Raw genomic sequence first — 12,619 nt, forward strand, 5'->3', positions numbered from 1 at the left:
GCATTGGCGGCGGCCCTCGCACTCATATGCTGGCGGTATGGCAAACCGGAAGCTCGTCATCAAGGTCACCGCGGGGGCGGACGCCCCCGAACGATGCTCGCAAGCGTTCACGGTCGCCTCCGTGGCCTCCGCCAGCGGCACAGAGGTGAGCCTGTGGCTGACCGGCGAATCCGCCTGGTTCGCCCTCCCCGGCCGCGCCGCCGAGTTCGAGCTGCCGCACGCCGCGCCCCTGCCCGACCTCATGGCGGCGGTCCGGGCGAGCGGTGGCCGTATCACGCTGTGCACCCAGTGCGCCGCCCGCAGGGGCATCGAGGAGAAGGACGTCATCGAGGGCGTCCGCATCGCGGGCGCCCAGCTCTTCGTGAGCGAGATCATGCCCGAGGGCGTGCAGGCCCTCGTCTACTGAGCGCCCCTCGGGAGGCCCCCGCCGGGCACGGCGATTAGACTCGGCCCCGTCATCGAACATCGCGCAAGGAGAGCCACCCCGTGCTTGAGGCATTCTTCACCGCCCTGATGGTCCTGGTCTGCATCGGTACCGTGGCCTTCGCCGGGCTGGCCTTCAAGAAGCTCTACCAGGGCCAGCGCTAGCGCTGACCGCTCGCCCGCCACACTTAGGGATCGACCAGCTCCATGATCGAGATTCCGTCCGACCTCCACCCGGACCTCGTCCCCCTCGCCTTCCTCCTCGGCAACTGGACCGGTGCCGGTGTGGCCGCCCTCGACGCTCCGCAGGACGGACAGCAGGGCGAGGAGGAGCGCAAGTGCAACTTCGGGCAGGAGGTCACCTTCACCCACGACGGCCGTGACTTCCTGGAGTACGTCTCGCACTCCTGGGAGCTGGACTCGGAGGGCAGGAAGGTCCGCCCGCTGGAGACCGAGACCGGGTACTGGCGTGTCGACAAGGACCGCAAGGTCGAGGTCGTGATGATCCGCGACCAGGGCATCGCGGAGGTCTGGTACGGCGAGCTGGCCGAGAAGAAGCCGCAGATCGATCTGGCGACCGACGCGGTGGCCCGGACCGCCGTCGCGGGCGAGTACAGCGGCGGCAAGCGGCTGTACGGCTATGTCAACGGCGATCTGATGTGGGTGGGCGAGAAGGCCACGCCCCAGGCGCCGCTGCGGCCCTACATGTCGGCGCATCTGAAGAAGGTCGTCGACCCGAAGGAATGGGCCAAGGACGTCGTGGATCTGCCCGACGACGGCATCGCCTTCTTCCGCTGACGAACCCACCCCCTGCGAGGGTCCCGCCCTTTCACCGGCGGGCCCCATTCCGCCGGCGGCGGTCCGCCCCTTGCGCCGGCGGCGGTCCGCCCCTTGCGCCGGCGGCGGCCCGCCTTGTGTCGGCGGTCCCGCCCCGCAGGGAAACAAGGCCCGGGGCCGGGCGTCTCAGCGGTGTCACGATTGTGAAAGCTGTGAAATAGCCCGTTTCCCGGGCAGAGTCCGGGAACCCGCTCCCGGCGCCCTCGACCCGGGGTAGCCGCAGGTCAGGGCAGCTTCCTCACGCATCGGACAGGTGTCATCACACAGAGTTGGCATATTAATGCGTACCCCTGAGTGATAAGAATGGCGTTAATCCATTCACCGGCAGGAGCGCCGGCGAGTCCCTGTCGCGCGTTCTGCGCCCCCTCGCCCCGCGCTCGGCTGCCATAACGGGGAAAAGGCTCTTCTGTGAATCGTTCTCGCATGACCTCCGCCGCCGCGACCGTCGCGCTGCTCGGCGGCCTGGCCACCACTCAGCTGGCCACCGCGGCAGGCGCGTTCGCGTACGACAGCGGTGCCGAGATGAACGTCGGCCTGACGTCCGGGATCCTCTACGACAAGAACACCGGCAAGGTGATGGGCGACGGCATCGGGGGCAACTTCGGCAACCACGGCCCCGAGGCCGCCAAGGCCACCGTCACGGTGACCGCCGTCAAGAACGTCACGTTCACCGGCAAGCCGAAGGTGGACAAGGGCACGGTCACGTCCTGGAACGCCAAGAAGGTCGTCATCGTGGCCGACCTGGCCGCCGACGGTGACGCGCTGGAGAACATGGACCTTCCGGCCACCCTCTCGGGCAAGAAGCAGACGCTGCGCGCCCAGATCAAGGGCGACAAGCCCGACCCGGACACCAGCAACAACAGCGTCACCCAGACCTACAGCGTGGACGCCACCAAGCCCAAGCCCACCGAGAAGCCGACCGACAAGCCGACGGAGAAGCCCTCGGACGAGCCGACCGAGAAGCCGACCGAGAAGCCCTCGGACAAGCCCACCGAGAAGCCGTCGGACAAGCCCGGTGACGACGCCTCCGACGCCAACACCCCGGCGCCCGCGGGCGGTTCCGACGAGGGCGACAGCGGCAAGGGCGACCTCGCCGAGACCGGCAGCAGCTCCAACACGCCGCTGCTCGTCGGTGGCGCGGGCGCACTCGTCGTGATCGGCGGTCTGGCCGTCTTCGCCGCCAAGCGGAAGAAGGCCGGCCAGAACTGACCCTTCTCTCCTTCCGACAGCGCGGGTCCGGGTGCCACGGGGCCCCCCCCCCCCGCGCCGCTTCTACACTGGACCTCGTGGCTACCACCGACTGGCAGAGCGACCTTCGGGCGCGCGGATACCGGCTGACTCCGCAGCGCCAGCTCGTGCTGGAGGCCGTGGACAAACTGGAGCACTCCACGCCCGACGACATCCTCGCCGAGGTCCGCCGTACGGCCGGCAGCGTCAACATCTCGACGGTCTACCGCACGCTGGAGCTCCTGGAGGAGCTGGGACTGGTCTCCCACGCGCATCTCGGGCACGGCGCGCCCACCTACCATCTGGCCGACCGGCACCATCACATGCACCTGGTCTGCCGGGACTGCACCGAGGTGATCGAGGCCGACCTGTCCGTCGCCGAGCCGTTCACCGCGACCCTGCGGGAGCGTTTCGGCTTCGAGACGGACATGAAGCACTTCGCGATCTTCGGACAGTGCGCGAAGTGCGTCGGCAAGGCCGCCGACTCCGAAGACGGCGGTCGCGACAAGTCCGCCGACGCGGCCGGGGACGCCTCGTAGCCCGTCGTAGGCTGGGCGTATGTCCTCCAGCAGTTCGAGCAACAGCGCCGCCGCTCCCGCCCCCAGCCCGCTGCTGACCCTGCCCGGCGCGGTAGCGGCCGAAGCCCCCGACGAGGGTGTCGCCGCCCACTACGGCGATCTGTTCAAGGAACAGCGCGCCCTGGCCGACGGCACCGGCTTCGTGGACCTCTCGCACCGCGGCGTGGTCACCGTCTCCGGTGCGGACCGGCTCTCCTGGCTGCACCTGCTGCTGACCCAGCACGTGGAGCAGCTTCCGGCCGGGCAGGCCACGGAGGCGCTGATCCTGTCCGCGAACGGACACATCGAGCAGGCGCTCCAGCTCGTGGACGACGGGACGACGGTGTGGATGCACACCGAACCCGGCAAACAGGGCGAGCTGATCACCTATCTGGAGAGCATGCGGTTCTTCTACCGCGTCGAGATCGCCGACCGGACGCCGGACGTCGCCGTCGTGCATCTGCCCGCGGGTTCCATCGCCGATGTGCCGGACAGCGCCCTGGCCGTACGGGAGACCTCCTACGGGCGTGATCTGTTCCTGCCGCGCGACCAGCTGACCGACTTCGCCGCCTCGCACGGGCCGGCCGTCGGCGTCCTCGCCTACGAGGCGCTGCGCGTGGAGGCGCGGCGACCGCGGCTGGGCATGGAGACCGACCACCGGACCATCCCCCACGAGGTGGGCTGGATCGGCTCCGCCGTGCACCTGGAGAAGGGCTGCTACCGCGGGCAGGAGACGGTGGCCCGCGTCCACAACCTGGGGAAACCGCCGCGGCGGCTGGTCTTCCTGCACCTCGACGGGAGCGAGGTGCGGGTGCCGGTGCACGGCGACGAGGTACGGCTCGCCGCCGAGGGCCTGGAGGGCCGGCAGATCGGGTTCGTCACCACCACGGCACGGCACCACGAGTTGGGGCCGATCGCGCTGGCACTGGTGAAGCGGAACGTCGATCCGGACGCACAGCTGATCGTCGGCCCGGATGCCACCGCGGCGGCACAGGAAGTGGTCGTCGCTCCCTAGGAACCCCCTGGGAACCCCCGGGGAGCCGTCTCACACCTCCAGCAGCACCGTGAAGGGGCCGTCGTTCGTCAACGACACCTGCATGGCGGCACCGAAGACACCCGTGGCGACGGTGGCGCCCAGCGCACGCAGTTGGGCGACCACCTCGTCCACCAGGGGTTCGGCGACATCGCCGGGCGCCGCGCCGTTCCAGGTCGGCCGCCTCCCCTTCCGCGCGTCACCGTAGAGAGTGAACTGGCTGATCACCAGCAGCGGCGCCCCGATGTCCGAGCACGACTTCTCCTCGTGCAGGATCCGCACCGACCACAGCTTCCGCGCGAGCTGTGCCGCCTTCTCCTTCGTGTCGTCGTGCGTGACTCCGACCAGCACGCACAGGCCTTCGCCGACTATCCGACCAACGGTCTCGCCGTCCACGGTGACGCTCGCGCCGTCCACTCTCTGCACCACTGCTCGCATGCCGCCATGATGCCGTGCCGCCGTTCGGCGGGGCGTACGGCGGCCGAACGGGGGTGAGGAACAGTGCGAGCAAGCGGCACAGAGTGGCACGATGCGCACACGCGGTGCGTTCAGCAGGTACCGCGCAATGGGGATGAGGGGACACAAGCCCATGAGCACAACCGGAGCGGGCCGGTCCCGGACGCCGCGACAGTCCGGGGCCCTTGAGGCGCTGCGTGAGCCGGAGCAGCCGGACCTGCACACGCTGTGCCTGCGAGAACTGCGGGCCCTGCGACGTTCGGCACAGCAGGACGAGGCGGATCTCAGCTATGTGCGCAGACTGCTCCAGGGGCGCATCGACATCCTCCGCGCCGAACTGGCCCGGCGCAGTTCGGCGGGCTCTCCGCTGCTGGATCTGCTGCCGCAGATCCTCGCCGACAGCCCGCCCAGCCACCGTTCCTCGGCCCGGCATGTGACACTCGCCGCACCCCGCAGCGAGGAGTACCGCACCCTGGCCGAGGAGATGCTGTCCGAGGTGGAGCTGAGCGACCTGGAGGCCCGTACGGACAGCGAGCTGCACGACGCGATGGCCCGGCTGATCCGCTACGAGCAGCAGGTCTCGCGCCGCCGCCAGTCGTTGCAGCACACCGCCGACGCGTGCAGCACGGAGATCGCCCGACGGTACCGGGAGGGAGAGGCACAGGTGGACGACCTGCTGCCGTGACCGGGGCCGGGAGGGCCGACCGGGAGACAGGGCCCGGGGCCGGGAGACAGGGGTGTCCGTTCTGCGGCGCGGCGGGTCCGGTTACGGTGAAGGGTCACATTCGTCTGCCCCGCACACCGCGTACAGCGTTCACCACCGGAAGGTCCCGAGATGCCCGAGATACTCCCCGTGCTCGCCGAGGTCGTCAGGTCCGGCTTCACCGAGGGGCAGCACAGGGGCTCGCTGGTGGTGCTGGCGGCCGACGGAAGCGTCACCTGCGCGCTGGGTGACCCCGAGGCGCCGGTCTTCCCACGCTCCGCCAACAAGCCCTTCCAGGCGTCCGCCGTGCTGCGCTCCGGTCTGGAGCTGTCCGGCGAGCGGCTGGCGCTGGCCGCGGCGAGCCACTCCGGGGAGGGCTTCCAGCTCGACCTGGTCCGCACGATGCTCGCCGAGCACGGGCTGACCGAGTCCCATCTGCGGTGCCCCGCCTCCCTCCCGCTGGACGAGAAGGAGGCCGAGGCGTTCCTGGCGGCCGGCTCCACCCGGACCCCGCTGGCCATGGACTGCTCGGGCAAGCACGCCGCGATGCTCGCCGCCTGCCAGGCCAACGGCTGGCCGGTGGACAGCTATCTGGACCCCGACCACCCGCTGCAGAAGCTGGTCCGCGAGACGCTGGAGGAGGCCACCGGCGACCCGGTGGCACACATCGGTGTGGACGGCTGCGGCGCACCGCTGATGGCCGTCTCGCTGACCGGACTGGCCCGCGGCTTCCGCGCGCTGGCGCTGGCCTCCGCCGGGACGCCGGAGGGCCGGGTGGCCGAGGCGATGCGCGCCCACCCCGAGTACGTGGGCGGCACCCGGCGGCACGACACCTGGCTGATGCGGGAACTTCCCGGTGCCGTCAGCAAAATGGGAGCCGAGGCCGTGCAGGGATTCGCGCTGCCGGACGGCAGCGCGCTCGCCCTCAAGGTGGAGGACGGGGCGGCACGCGCCCTGGGCCCGGTGCTGGCGCGGGCGCTCTCCCGCCACATGGGGGTCAGCGCGCCCGTTCTGCAGCGGCTCGCGACGGCTCCGATCCTGGGCGGCGGCGTGCAGGTCGGCGAGGTCCGCGCGGCGTTCTGAGGGCGGGGTTCCGGGGGCGGCGGAAATACGGGTGCGGGGCGGGGCCGCGCCCGCCTAGCGTGAGCGGATGCCGAACCCCGTCGAGATCCGTACCCTGACCGGCCCCGACGAGCTCCCGGAGTGGCTGCGTGCCGTCTCCACCGGCTTCTTCCGCTCCCCGAGCGTCGACGACGCGGAAGTGGCGGTCCGCAGGCGGGGCATGGCCCTCGACCGTACGCAGGGCGCCTACGACGCCGGGCGGTGCGTGGGCACCTTCCGTACGACGCCGCAGTCGATGACCGTCCCCGGGGGAGCGCAACTGCCCGCGTGCGCGGTCACCAACGTCACCGTCTCCCCCACCCACCGGCGGCGCGGGCTGCTGACCGGAATGATGGCGAACGCGCTGGACGCGGCCAAGGAGCGGGGCGACGCCTTCGCCAGCCTGATCGCGGCCGAGTACCCCATCTACGGGCGGTACGGCTTCGGCCCGGCGGCCTGGACAACCGAGTGGGAGGTCCAGGTCGCCCGTACGGGACTGGACCGGCGCTACGCGGGCCCGGCCGATCTGGGGGACGACGGCAGCGTGGAGCTGGTGGACGCCGACGGCTTCCGCGCGCTGCTGCCCGCCGTCCATGAGCGGTTCCGTACCGGGCCGCAGCGGCAGGGCGCCATCGACCGCGACGAGAAGTGGTGGCAGGTGACCACCGGCGCCCTGCGCTTCCCCGGCGACGGCTTCGGCTCCCCCTTCCACGCCGTCTACCGCGACGCCGACGGTCAGCCGCAGGGCGGTGTGACCTACACCTCCGACGACGTGTGGCGGGCCAAGCAGCCCGAGCAGACCGTGACGGTGCAGGACCTGTTCGCCACCACGGCCGCCGGTGAGGCGGCGCTGTGGCGGTTCGTGCTGGCGATGGACTGGGTACAGCGGGTACGCACGGGCCTGCGCGCCCCGGACGACGTGCTGCCGCTGCTGCTGCCGGACCCGCGTGCGGCGCGCACGGTCACCCACGCCGACTGGCTGTGGATACGCCCGTTGGACGTGCCGCGCATGCTGACTGCCCGTACCTACCCGGCCGAGGGCACGCTGGTGCTGGAGGTGCGCGACAAGGACGGTTACGCGGGTGGGCGCTTCAAGCTGGAGGCGGCGGCCGGTCCGCGCGGCGGGGCACGGTGTGCGGCCACCCGGGAGGACCCGGAGCTGTCGCTGGACGTCTCCGAGCTGGGCGCTCTCTTCCTGGGCGACGAGTCGGCCGTCCGGCTGGCGACGCTGGGCCGGCTGACCGAGCACCGGAGCGGCGCGCTGGAGCGGGCGGAGCTGATGTTCCGTACGGCACGACGGCCGTGGTGCCCGGACGTGTTCTGACCGTGCGGGGCAGCGGAAACAGGCGCCTTCCCCTGCCTCCTTCTCAGGAGTGCGCGCCGGCCTCGTATCTCCCGTACCGAGGCACTCCGGTCCACTCGTACACCTGGGCTGCGACACCGCTCGGCGTCGTCTCGTTGCTCAGCAGCCGCAGTCCGGCCGGCACGCCGCTGTCGGGGAACAGCCGACGCCCCCCGCCCACGACCACTGGCGCCACCATCAGCCGCAACTCGTCGATCAGCCCGGCGGCCAGCAGCGACGCACCCAGACGGGCACTGCCGTGAATCTGCAGCTCCCTTCCGGGTTGCCGCTTGAGCTCGGCGACCTGGGACAGCACATCGCCGGTCAGGATCGTGGTCGGCTCCCAGTCGACCCCCGTCAGGCTCTGCGAGGCCACGTACTTGGGCAAGCCGTTGAGCTTGGCGGCGGCCGGGTCGCCCGGATCGTCCATGGTCGGCCAGTCACGCGCGAAGTTGGTGTAGGTGCGACGACCGAACAAGAACGCGTCCGCCTCGCCGAGCCAGCTCGTCGTGATCCGCATGAACTCCTCGTCCAAGTGGGGCACGAGCCAGCCTCCCCGTGTGAACCCGTCGCTGATGTCCTCGTCCGGGGACCCGGGGCCCTGCGCCACGCCGTCCAGCGACAGGAATTCCTGCAGAATCAACTTCACCGTGCGCCGCCTCTCCTCAGTCCGGGACGCGTGCCGCCCCGTCGGGGTGAAGACCACGCAGTCCGCAGAAAATCATCGGTCCCCGCCGCACCGGACATCGTCCGGGCGGGCATCGGGCCCTTCCCACGGATGTGCCGCCGCGGGGCCGGCCCCGAAGTCGCCGTCAAGCCGCCTTCCCCGTGGCGTGGGTTGATGGGAGGGGAAGGCGGCATGACAGCGGCCGCGGGTCGGACACCGGTCCGGGCGGTCAGGGGTGGAGCAGCAGGGTGGCGAGCACCAGGGCTCCCGCGGTGCTGCAACCGGTGTGCCGGGCCTTGAGACCTATGCTCAGCAGCAGGAAGCCCACGAGGCCCAGGGCCCCGTAGCGCACCTGGACGAGCTGTTCGAAGGCGACGACGGCGATGGCTACGGCGAGTGCGAAGAACGGCATGGCGGTCCCTCCTTCTCAGGCACGAGAGGAACGGCTGTGCTGGGAGTGCGGAGTTCGCCCATGCGTCATCGGACGGGCGGATGGCTCAGGGCCGACCAAGAGGATGGGTGGTGCTGAGTCGAGCCGGCTGTGACTTCTCTGCGAGGTTGTCCGCCAGATAGGAAAGTTGGCGACCAACTCGCTTACTACATTCCCACTTGTCCGCCATCTGGAAACATCTGGCGGACAACTAACGCCCGGTGACCTGAAGTTGTATGGTCAATCCGTGACCAGGAAGCCGACCTCCGTAAGCGGCCGCCGTCCGCGCGAAGTGGTCGCTGACACGCTCCGTGAGCGCATCCGGACCGGCAAGCTCCGGCCCGGCGCCCGCCTCCCCACCCAACGGGAGTTGGAAGCCGAGTTCTCCGTAGGCCGCAGCGCCGTACGCGAGGCCCTGGCCGCCCTCACCCAGGAGGGGCTGCTGGAGAACGTGGGCCGCGGCGCCTCACCGACCGTGGCCGAGCCCACGCACCACCCGGACGCCCCGCGCAGCGCCGGGGTGGAACTGGCCGACCGTCTCCATGAGGCATTTCAGGCCGAGGACGTCACCGTCGACGCCTTCTCCCTCACCACCGAGACCCTCAACAACGCTCTCGCCTGGCCCGTCCGACAGGTCATGGACCACCAACTCACCCCCCGCTCGGTCACCGCACGCGTCCTCATCCCCAGCCTGGAGGCCCGGCTGGCCCTGCCGCGGCTGATTGACGACCCGGAGAACCCCAAGCCCCGCGAGCGGCTGCACCGGATACAGACCACCTACGTCAACGCCCTCAGCAACTCCCTGAACTCCCTCGCCCAGTTCGGCACCGAGGTGACGCTGACCGTCCGCACCGTGCCCCTCACCCCCACCCACAAGCTCTATCTGCTCAACGGCGACGAGGCCCTCATCGGCTACTACCAGGTCGTCAAGAACGAGGAAGCCGCCTTCGAGGGCGAGCAACTGGCCCTCTACGACGTCCTCGGACTGACCGCCAAACTCTTCCGCTCCACCCGAGGGCCCCAGGCACGGGACGAGCAGGAAAGCAGCTTCGTGGAGGAGTCGCAGCAGTTCTTCGACTCCCTGTGGACCACCATCGCCGTTCCCTTCGGGTGACCGGCGAGGGAGCCGCGAGAGGTCGGGGAGAACGGCCCGGTACAGTGCCCGCACCCCGGTGATCTCCGTGGCCGAGCCCGACCGCCCCCGAGGACAGCGCCGATGACCTCCCCCGCCCTGCGACAGGCCGCGACGATCGGCGCCGTGGACGGACCGCTGGCGGGCTACCACCGCGAGTGGTACGTGGTCCGCCCCCAGGGCGAGCTCACCCGGCTGGGACGGGTCAAGATCGGCGAACCCCGGGAGGGGGCGCTCTGGTTCGACCGGCGGTACTTCGCCTCCGAGGACGAACTGCTGCTGGAGCTCGCCCGGCTCGGCGTACCGCGCGTACCCCCGGTCCACCGGGTCCGCTCCACCGGCACGGTCTTCCACGGATTCATCGAGGGCAGCACCCTCGCGGCCCTCTCCCCCCGCGGTCACCCCGTCGCCCCCGCCCACCTGCGGCAGATCATGGAACGGTTCGCCTCACTGTGCCGACTACGCCCCGGCGACGTACGCGCCTGCCGGCTGCGGCCCGACGAGGGCGTCCTGGCCGACGAGGGCAGCGCGGCCGACCAGCCGGGGGCCGGGCACAGCGACAGTTCACTCTTTCTGCGCGGACTGCTCGCCTTCACCCGCGAGCGCGCCCACCGCGCACACCTCCCCCGCTTCGGCCCGCTCTTCGCACGGCTCGGTGTCCCGCACGACGCGCTGGGCCCCCGCTCCCGGACGGCCGCCGAGGCCGCGCGGCTGACCGACCGGCCCGGCTGCCTGCTGCACGGGGACCTGCACCGGGCCAACTTCATCGTCGACCCGGCCGGCACCCTGTGGACCATCGACTGGGAACTCGCCTCCTACGGCGACCCGCTCTACGACCTGGCCACCCATCTCCACCTGATGGACTACCCGGCCCGCCAGCAGGCCGACGTCGTCGAGGAATGGCGGCGGACCGTCACCCCGCTGCTGCCCGGAGCCGACGCCGGGCTGGCGCAGGACCTGCCGCGCTACCTCGACTACAAGCGGGCCCAGTCCGTCTTCACCGACGTGGTCCGGCAAGCCGTCGCGGTCAGCGCCGCCGTCGGCTCCCCCGACTTCGCAGGCGAACTGGCACAGGCGGCCAAGCTGGTGCACGACGTACTCGTACGGGCCGCCGAACCGCTGCAGTTGTCCGACGTGCCGAGCGCGGGCGCCGTCGAGTCGGCGTACGCCGACTTCTGCACGGCGCCGGGCAACCGCTAGGCAGCAACCGCCAGGCGCCCCGCCGGCAACCGCTGGGCGTCCGACGGACGACCGCTCCGCGTCGGTCGGACGACCGCCGGGCGCCCCCGTCCGGCGGAGGGGCGCCGACTGCGGACCGGAACCACTGCCCAGGGGCGGGGGAGCCTGCGACAATCACTGCCTGCCCGGCCGCGGGGCAAGAGCGCCGACACCGGCTCCGGCCCAACGGCCCATGAACGGGGACACACGGGGGTACAGAGGATGGTGGCGGCAGTGGAGCGGGAAATCAGCTCGGCGCAGTGCGTGATATTCGACTTCGACGGCCCGCTGTGCCACCTCTTCGCCCGGCGCACCGCCGCCTCGGTGGCCGACCGGCTGCGCGAGGCCTACGCCACCGCCCCCGACGGCACCCCCCGGACATGGCCCGAGACCACCGACCCGCTGCGACTGCTGACCGCCGCCTTCGAAGGCGCCGCCCCGCTGCCGCAGGAGAGCGCCCTGCGGATGGAGCACTCCCTGTCGCTGGAGGAGGTCGCCGCGGCCGAAATGGCCTTCCCCACCGGATACGCCGACACGCTCGTACGGACCCTGCGCGCCACAGGACGCACGGTGGCCGTCGCCACGGACAACTGCGCCGACGCGGTGAAACGTTACCTCGCCAAGCGCTCACTGCTGGAGGCCTTCTCCGCCGACCGGCGACCTTCAGGTGCCCCCAGCCGGGTGTGCGGCCGCGTCTGCGACTCGGCCGGCCCCCGCCTCAAGCCCGACCCGGACTGTGTGCTGCGCGCCCTGGAGTCGACGGGCGCCGACGCCGCGAAGACGGTGATGATCGGGGACTCCGCGCGTGATGTCGCAGCGGCACATGCCGCAGGAGTCGGCTTCGTGGGCTACGCCCGCAACGAACGCAAAGGGCGGGAGCTGCACGGCGCCGGTGCCGAATGGGTGGTGCCGTCGCTGCGCGAGGTGTTGCTCACCGTCGACCCACTGGCCCATGTGTGAACGGGGCACGGGCCAAAGCCGACCTCGGCCCCCTTCCCTCCGTACGCTGGCCCCATGAGTGACGCACCCACCCCCGAGAGCGACGAACCCGCACACGACCCCGAGGTCCTCGAACTGGCGCAGAAGGTCTTCGACCTGGCCCGGCACGGCGACACCGACACCGTCGCCGCCTACGTCAAGGCGGGCGTCCCGGCGAACCTGAGCAACGACAAGGGCGACACCCTCATCATGCTGGCCGCCTACCACGGCCACCCGGAGACCGTCCGCGCCCTCGTCGCCCAGGGCGCCGACCCCGACCGCACCAACGACCGGGGCCAGTCCCCGCTCGCCGGTGCCGTCTTCAAGGGCGAGGAAGAGGTCGTACGGGTCCTCGTCGAGGCAGGCGCCGACCCGCACGCCGGTACGCCGTCCGCCGTGGAGACCGCCCGCATGTTCGAGAAGCGGGAACTGCTCGACCTCTTCGGCGAGCAGTAGCCCCGCCCAAGCCCCCGGCCAGAACGTGCGGGGCAGGCGGGGCGGGCCGGCTGCGGGCC

Annotated in this window: 15 protein-coding genes; 12 read left to right on the top strand and 3 right to left on the bottom strand. The window is 71.2% G+C overall.

Annotation, left to right across the window (positions count from 1 at the left end; genetic code table 11):
• The first annotated feature begins 37 nt into the window (after window positions 1–37).
• The 5 genes from KBY19_RS21770 (at window position 38) to KBY19_RS21790 (ending at window position 4,059) form a co-directional block, all read left to right on the top strand.
• Window positions 38–406 carry a DsrE family protein gene (locus KBY19_RS21770; protein WP_099882395.1) on the top strand — a complete coding sequence of 123 codons (369 nt, stop codon included), beginning with the start codon at window positions 38–40 and terminating at the stop codon, window positions 404–406.
• Between the two features lie 224 nt (window positions 407–630).
• Window positions 631–1,221, top strand: a complete 591-nt coding sequence (locus KBY19_RS21775) for an FABP family protein (RefSeq protein WP_099882399.1) — start codon at window positions 631–633, stop codon at window positions 1,219–1,221.
• Window positions 1,222–1,683: 462 nt separating this feature from the next.
• On the top strand, window positions 1,684–2,469 hold the full coding sequence (locus KBY19_RS21780) for an LAETG motif-containing sortase-dependent surface protein (RefSeq protein ID WP_099882401.1): 786 nt from the start codon (window positions 1,684–1,686) through the stop codon (window positions 2,467–2,469).
• 77 nt (window positions 2,470–2,546) lie between these two features.
• The gene (locus KBY19_RS21785) at window positions 2,547–3,026 is read left to right on the top strand and encodes a Fur family transcriptional regulator (RefSeq protein ID WP_210966501.1); all 480 of its coding nucleotides are present in this window, start codon (window positions 2,547–2,549) and stop codon (window positions 3,024–3,026) included.
• Between the two features lie 19 nt (window positions 3,027–3,045).
• On the top strand, window positions 3,046–4,059 hold the full coding sequence (locus tag KBY19_RS21790) for a folate-binding protein YgfZ (RefSeq protein ID WP_210966502.1): 1,014 nt from the start codon (window positions 3,046–3,048) through the stop codon (window positions 4,057–4,059).
• 30 nt (window positions 4,060–4,089) lie between these two features.
• Here KBY19_RS21790 and dtd read toward each other — a convergent pair whose 3' ends face one another.
• Window positions 4,090–4,515: a D-aminoacyl-tRNA deacylase gene (gene dtd / locus KBY19_RS21795; RefSeq protein ID WP_099882407.1), complete on the bottom strand. Its 426-nt coding sequence runs from the start codon at window positions 4,513–4,515 to the stop codon at window positions 4,090–4,092.
• Between the two features lie 151 nt (window positions 4,516–4,666).
• Between dtd and KBY19_RS21800 the strand changes: the two genes are divergently transcribed.
• The 3 genes from KBY19_RS21800 to KBY19_RS21810 all read left to right on the top strand — a co-directional run bounded on the left by KBY19_RS21800 (window position 4,667) and on the right by KBY19_RS21810 (window position 7,661).
• Window positions 4,667–5,218, top strand: coding sequence for an ABC transporter substrate-binding protein (locus KBY19_RS21800; RefSeq protein WP_180289676.1), 552 nt, complete (start codon window positions 4,667–4,669; stop codon window positions 5,216–5,218).
• A gap of 150 nt (window positions 5,219–5,368) precedes the next feature.
• A complete protein-coding gene (locus tag KBY19_RS21805; protein WP_099882411.1) occupies window positions 5,369–6,319 on the top strand; it encodes an asparaginase in 951 nt (316 codons plus the stop codon).
• A gap of 67 nt (window positions 6,320–6,386) precedes the next feature.
• Window positions 6,387–7,661, top strand: a complete 1,275-nt coding sequence (locus KBY19_RS21810; RefSeq protein WP_185017457.1) for a GNAT family N-acetyltransferase — start codon at window positions 6,387–6,389, stop codon at window positions 7,659–7,661.
• Window positions 7,662–7,704: 43 nt separating this feature from the next.
• On the opposite strand, the gene KBY19_RS21815 is transcribed toward KBY19_RS21810, so the two are convergent.
• Together KBY19_RS21815 and KBY19_RS21820 are read right to left on the bottom strand one after the other, a co-directional pair.
• Window positions 7,705–8,328 (bottom strand): dihydrofolate reductase family protein, encoded by a 624-nt coding sequence (locus KBY19_RS21815; protein ID WP_210957606.1) that lies wholly within the window; start codon window positions 8,326–8,328, stop codon window positions 7,705–7,707.
• Between the two features lie 247 nt (window positions 8,329–8,575).
• Complete coding sequence (locus KBY19_RS21820; protein WP_210966503.1) at window positions 8,576–8,758, bottom strand: hypothetical protein; 183 nt, start codon at window positions 8,756–8,758, stop codon at window positions 8,576–8,578.
• A gap of 265 nt (window positions 8,759–9,023) precedes the next feature.
• Here KBY19_RS21820 and KBY19_RS21825 point away from each other — a divergent pair, with 265 nt between their 5' ends.
• The 4 genes from KBY19_RS21825 (at window position 9,024) to KBY19_RS21840 (ending at window position 12,560) form a co-directional block, all read left to right on the top strand.
• Window positions 9,024–9,890 (top strand): FadR/GntR family transcriptional regulator, encoded by an 867-nt coding sequence (locus tag KBY19_RS21825; RefSeq protein ID WP_099882419.1) that lies wholly within the window; start codon window positions 9,024–9,026, stop codon window positions 9,888–9,890.
• 102 nt (window positions 9,891–9,992) lie between these two features.
• The gene (locus KBY19_RS21830) at window positions 9,993–11,108 is read left to right on the top strand and encodes an aminoglycoside phosphotransferase family protein (protein WP_210966504.1); all 1,116 of its coding nucleotides are present in this window, start codon (window positions 9,993–9,995) and stop codon (window positions 11,106–11,108) included.
• 240 nt (window positions 11,109–11,348) lie between these two features.
• Entirely contained in the window at window positions 11,349–12,086 is a 738-nt protein-coding gene (locus KBY19_RS21835) for an HAD family hydrolase (RefSeq protein WP_210966505.1), read from the top strand.
• A 54-nt stretch (window positions 12,087–12,140) separates the two neighbouring features.
• The gene (locus KBY19_RS21840; protein WP_099882425.1) at window positions 12,141–12,560 is read left to right on the top strand and encodes an ankyrin repeat domain-containing protein; all 420 of its coding nucleotides are present in this window, start codon (window positions 12,141–12,143) and stop codon (window positions 12,558–12,560) included.
• The last annotated feature ends 59 nt before the right edge of the window (window positions 12,561–12,619 follow it).

This window comes from Streptomyces sp. B15 (genome assembly GCF_018070605.1).
Lineage (GTDB): Bacteria > Actinomycetota > Actinomycetes > Streptomycetales > Streptomycetaceae > Streptomyces > Streptomyces smyrnaeus.

What these genes read in the sequence shown, in the direction of transcription:
- KBY19_RS21770 (WP_099882395.1), top strand. Translation starts at nt 38, where the DNA reads ATGGCAAACCGGAAGCTCGTCATCAAGGTCACCGCGGGGGCGGACGCC.
- KBY19_RS21775 (WP_099882399.1), top strand. Translation starts at nt 631, where the DNA reads ATGATCGAGATTCCGTCCGACCTCCACCCGGACCTCGTCCCCCTCGCC.
- KBY19_RS21780 (WP_099882401.1), top strand. Translation starts at nt 1,684, where the DNA reads ATGACCTCCGCCGCCGCGACCGTCGCGCTGCTCGGCGGCCTGGCCACC.
- KBY19_RS21790 (WP_210966502.1), top strand. Translation starts at nt 3,046, where the DNA reads ATGTCCTCCAGCAGTTCGAGCAACAGCGCCGCCGCTCCCGCCCCCAGC.
- dtd (WP_099882407.1), bottom strand. Translation starts at nt 4,515, where the DNA reads ATGCGAGCAGTGGTGCAGAGAGTGGACGGCGCGAGCGTCACCGTGGAC.
- KBY19_RS21800 (WP_180289676.1), top strand. Translation starts at nt 4,667, where the DNA reads ATGAGCACAACCGGAGCGGGCCGGTCCCGGACGCCGCGACAGTCCGGG.
- KBY19_RS21805 (WP_099882411.1), top strand. Translation starts at nt 5,369, where the DNA reads ATGCCCGAGATACTCCCCGTGCTCGCCGAGGTCGTCAGGTCCGGCTTC.
- KBY19_RS21810 (WP_185017457.1), top strand. Translation starts at nt 6,387, where the DNA reads ATGCCGAACCCCGTCGAGATCCGTACCCTGACCGGCCCCGACGAGCTC.
- KBY19_RS21820 (WP_210966503.1), bottom strand. Translation starts at nt 8,758, where the DNA reads ATGCCGTTCTTCGCACTCGCCGTAGCCATCGCCGTCGTCGCCTTCGAA.
- KBY19_RS21830 (WP_210966504.1), top strand. Translation starts at nt 9,993, where the DNA reads ATGACCTCCCCCGCCCTGCGACAGGCCGCGACGATCGGCGCCGTGGAC.
- KBY19_RS21835 (WP_210966505.1), top strand. Translation starts at nt 11,349, where the DNA reads ATGGTGGCGGCAGTGGAGCGGGAAATCAGCTCGGCGCAGTGCGTGATA.
- KBY19_RS21840 (WP_099882425.1), top strand. Translation starts at nt 12,141, where the DNA reads ATGAGTGACGCACCCACCCCCGAGAGCGACGAACCCGCACACGACCCC.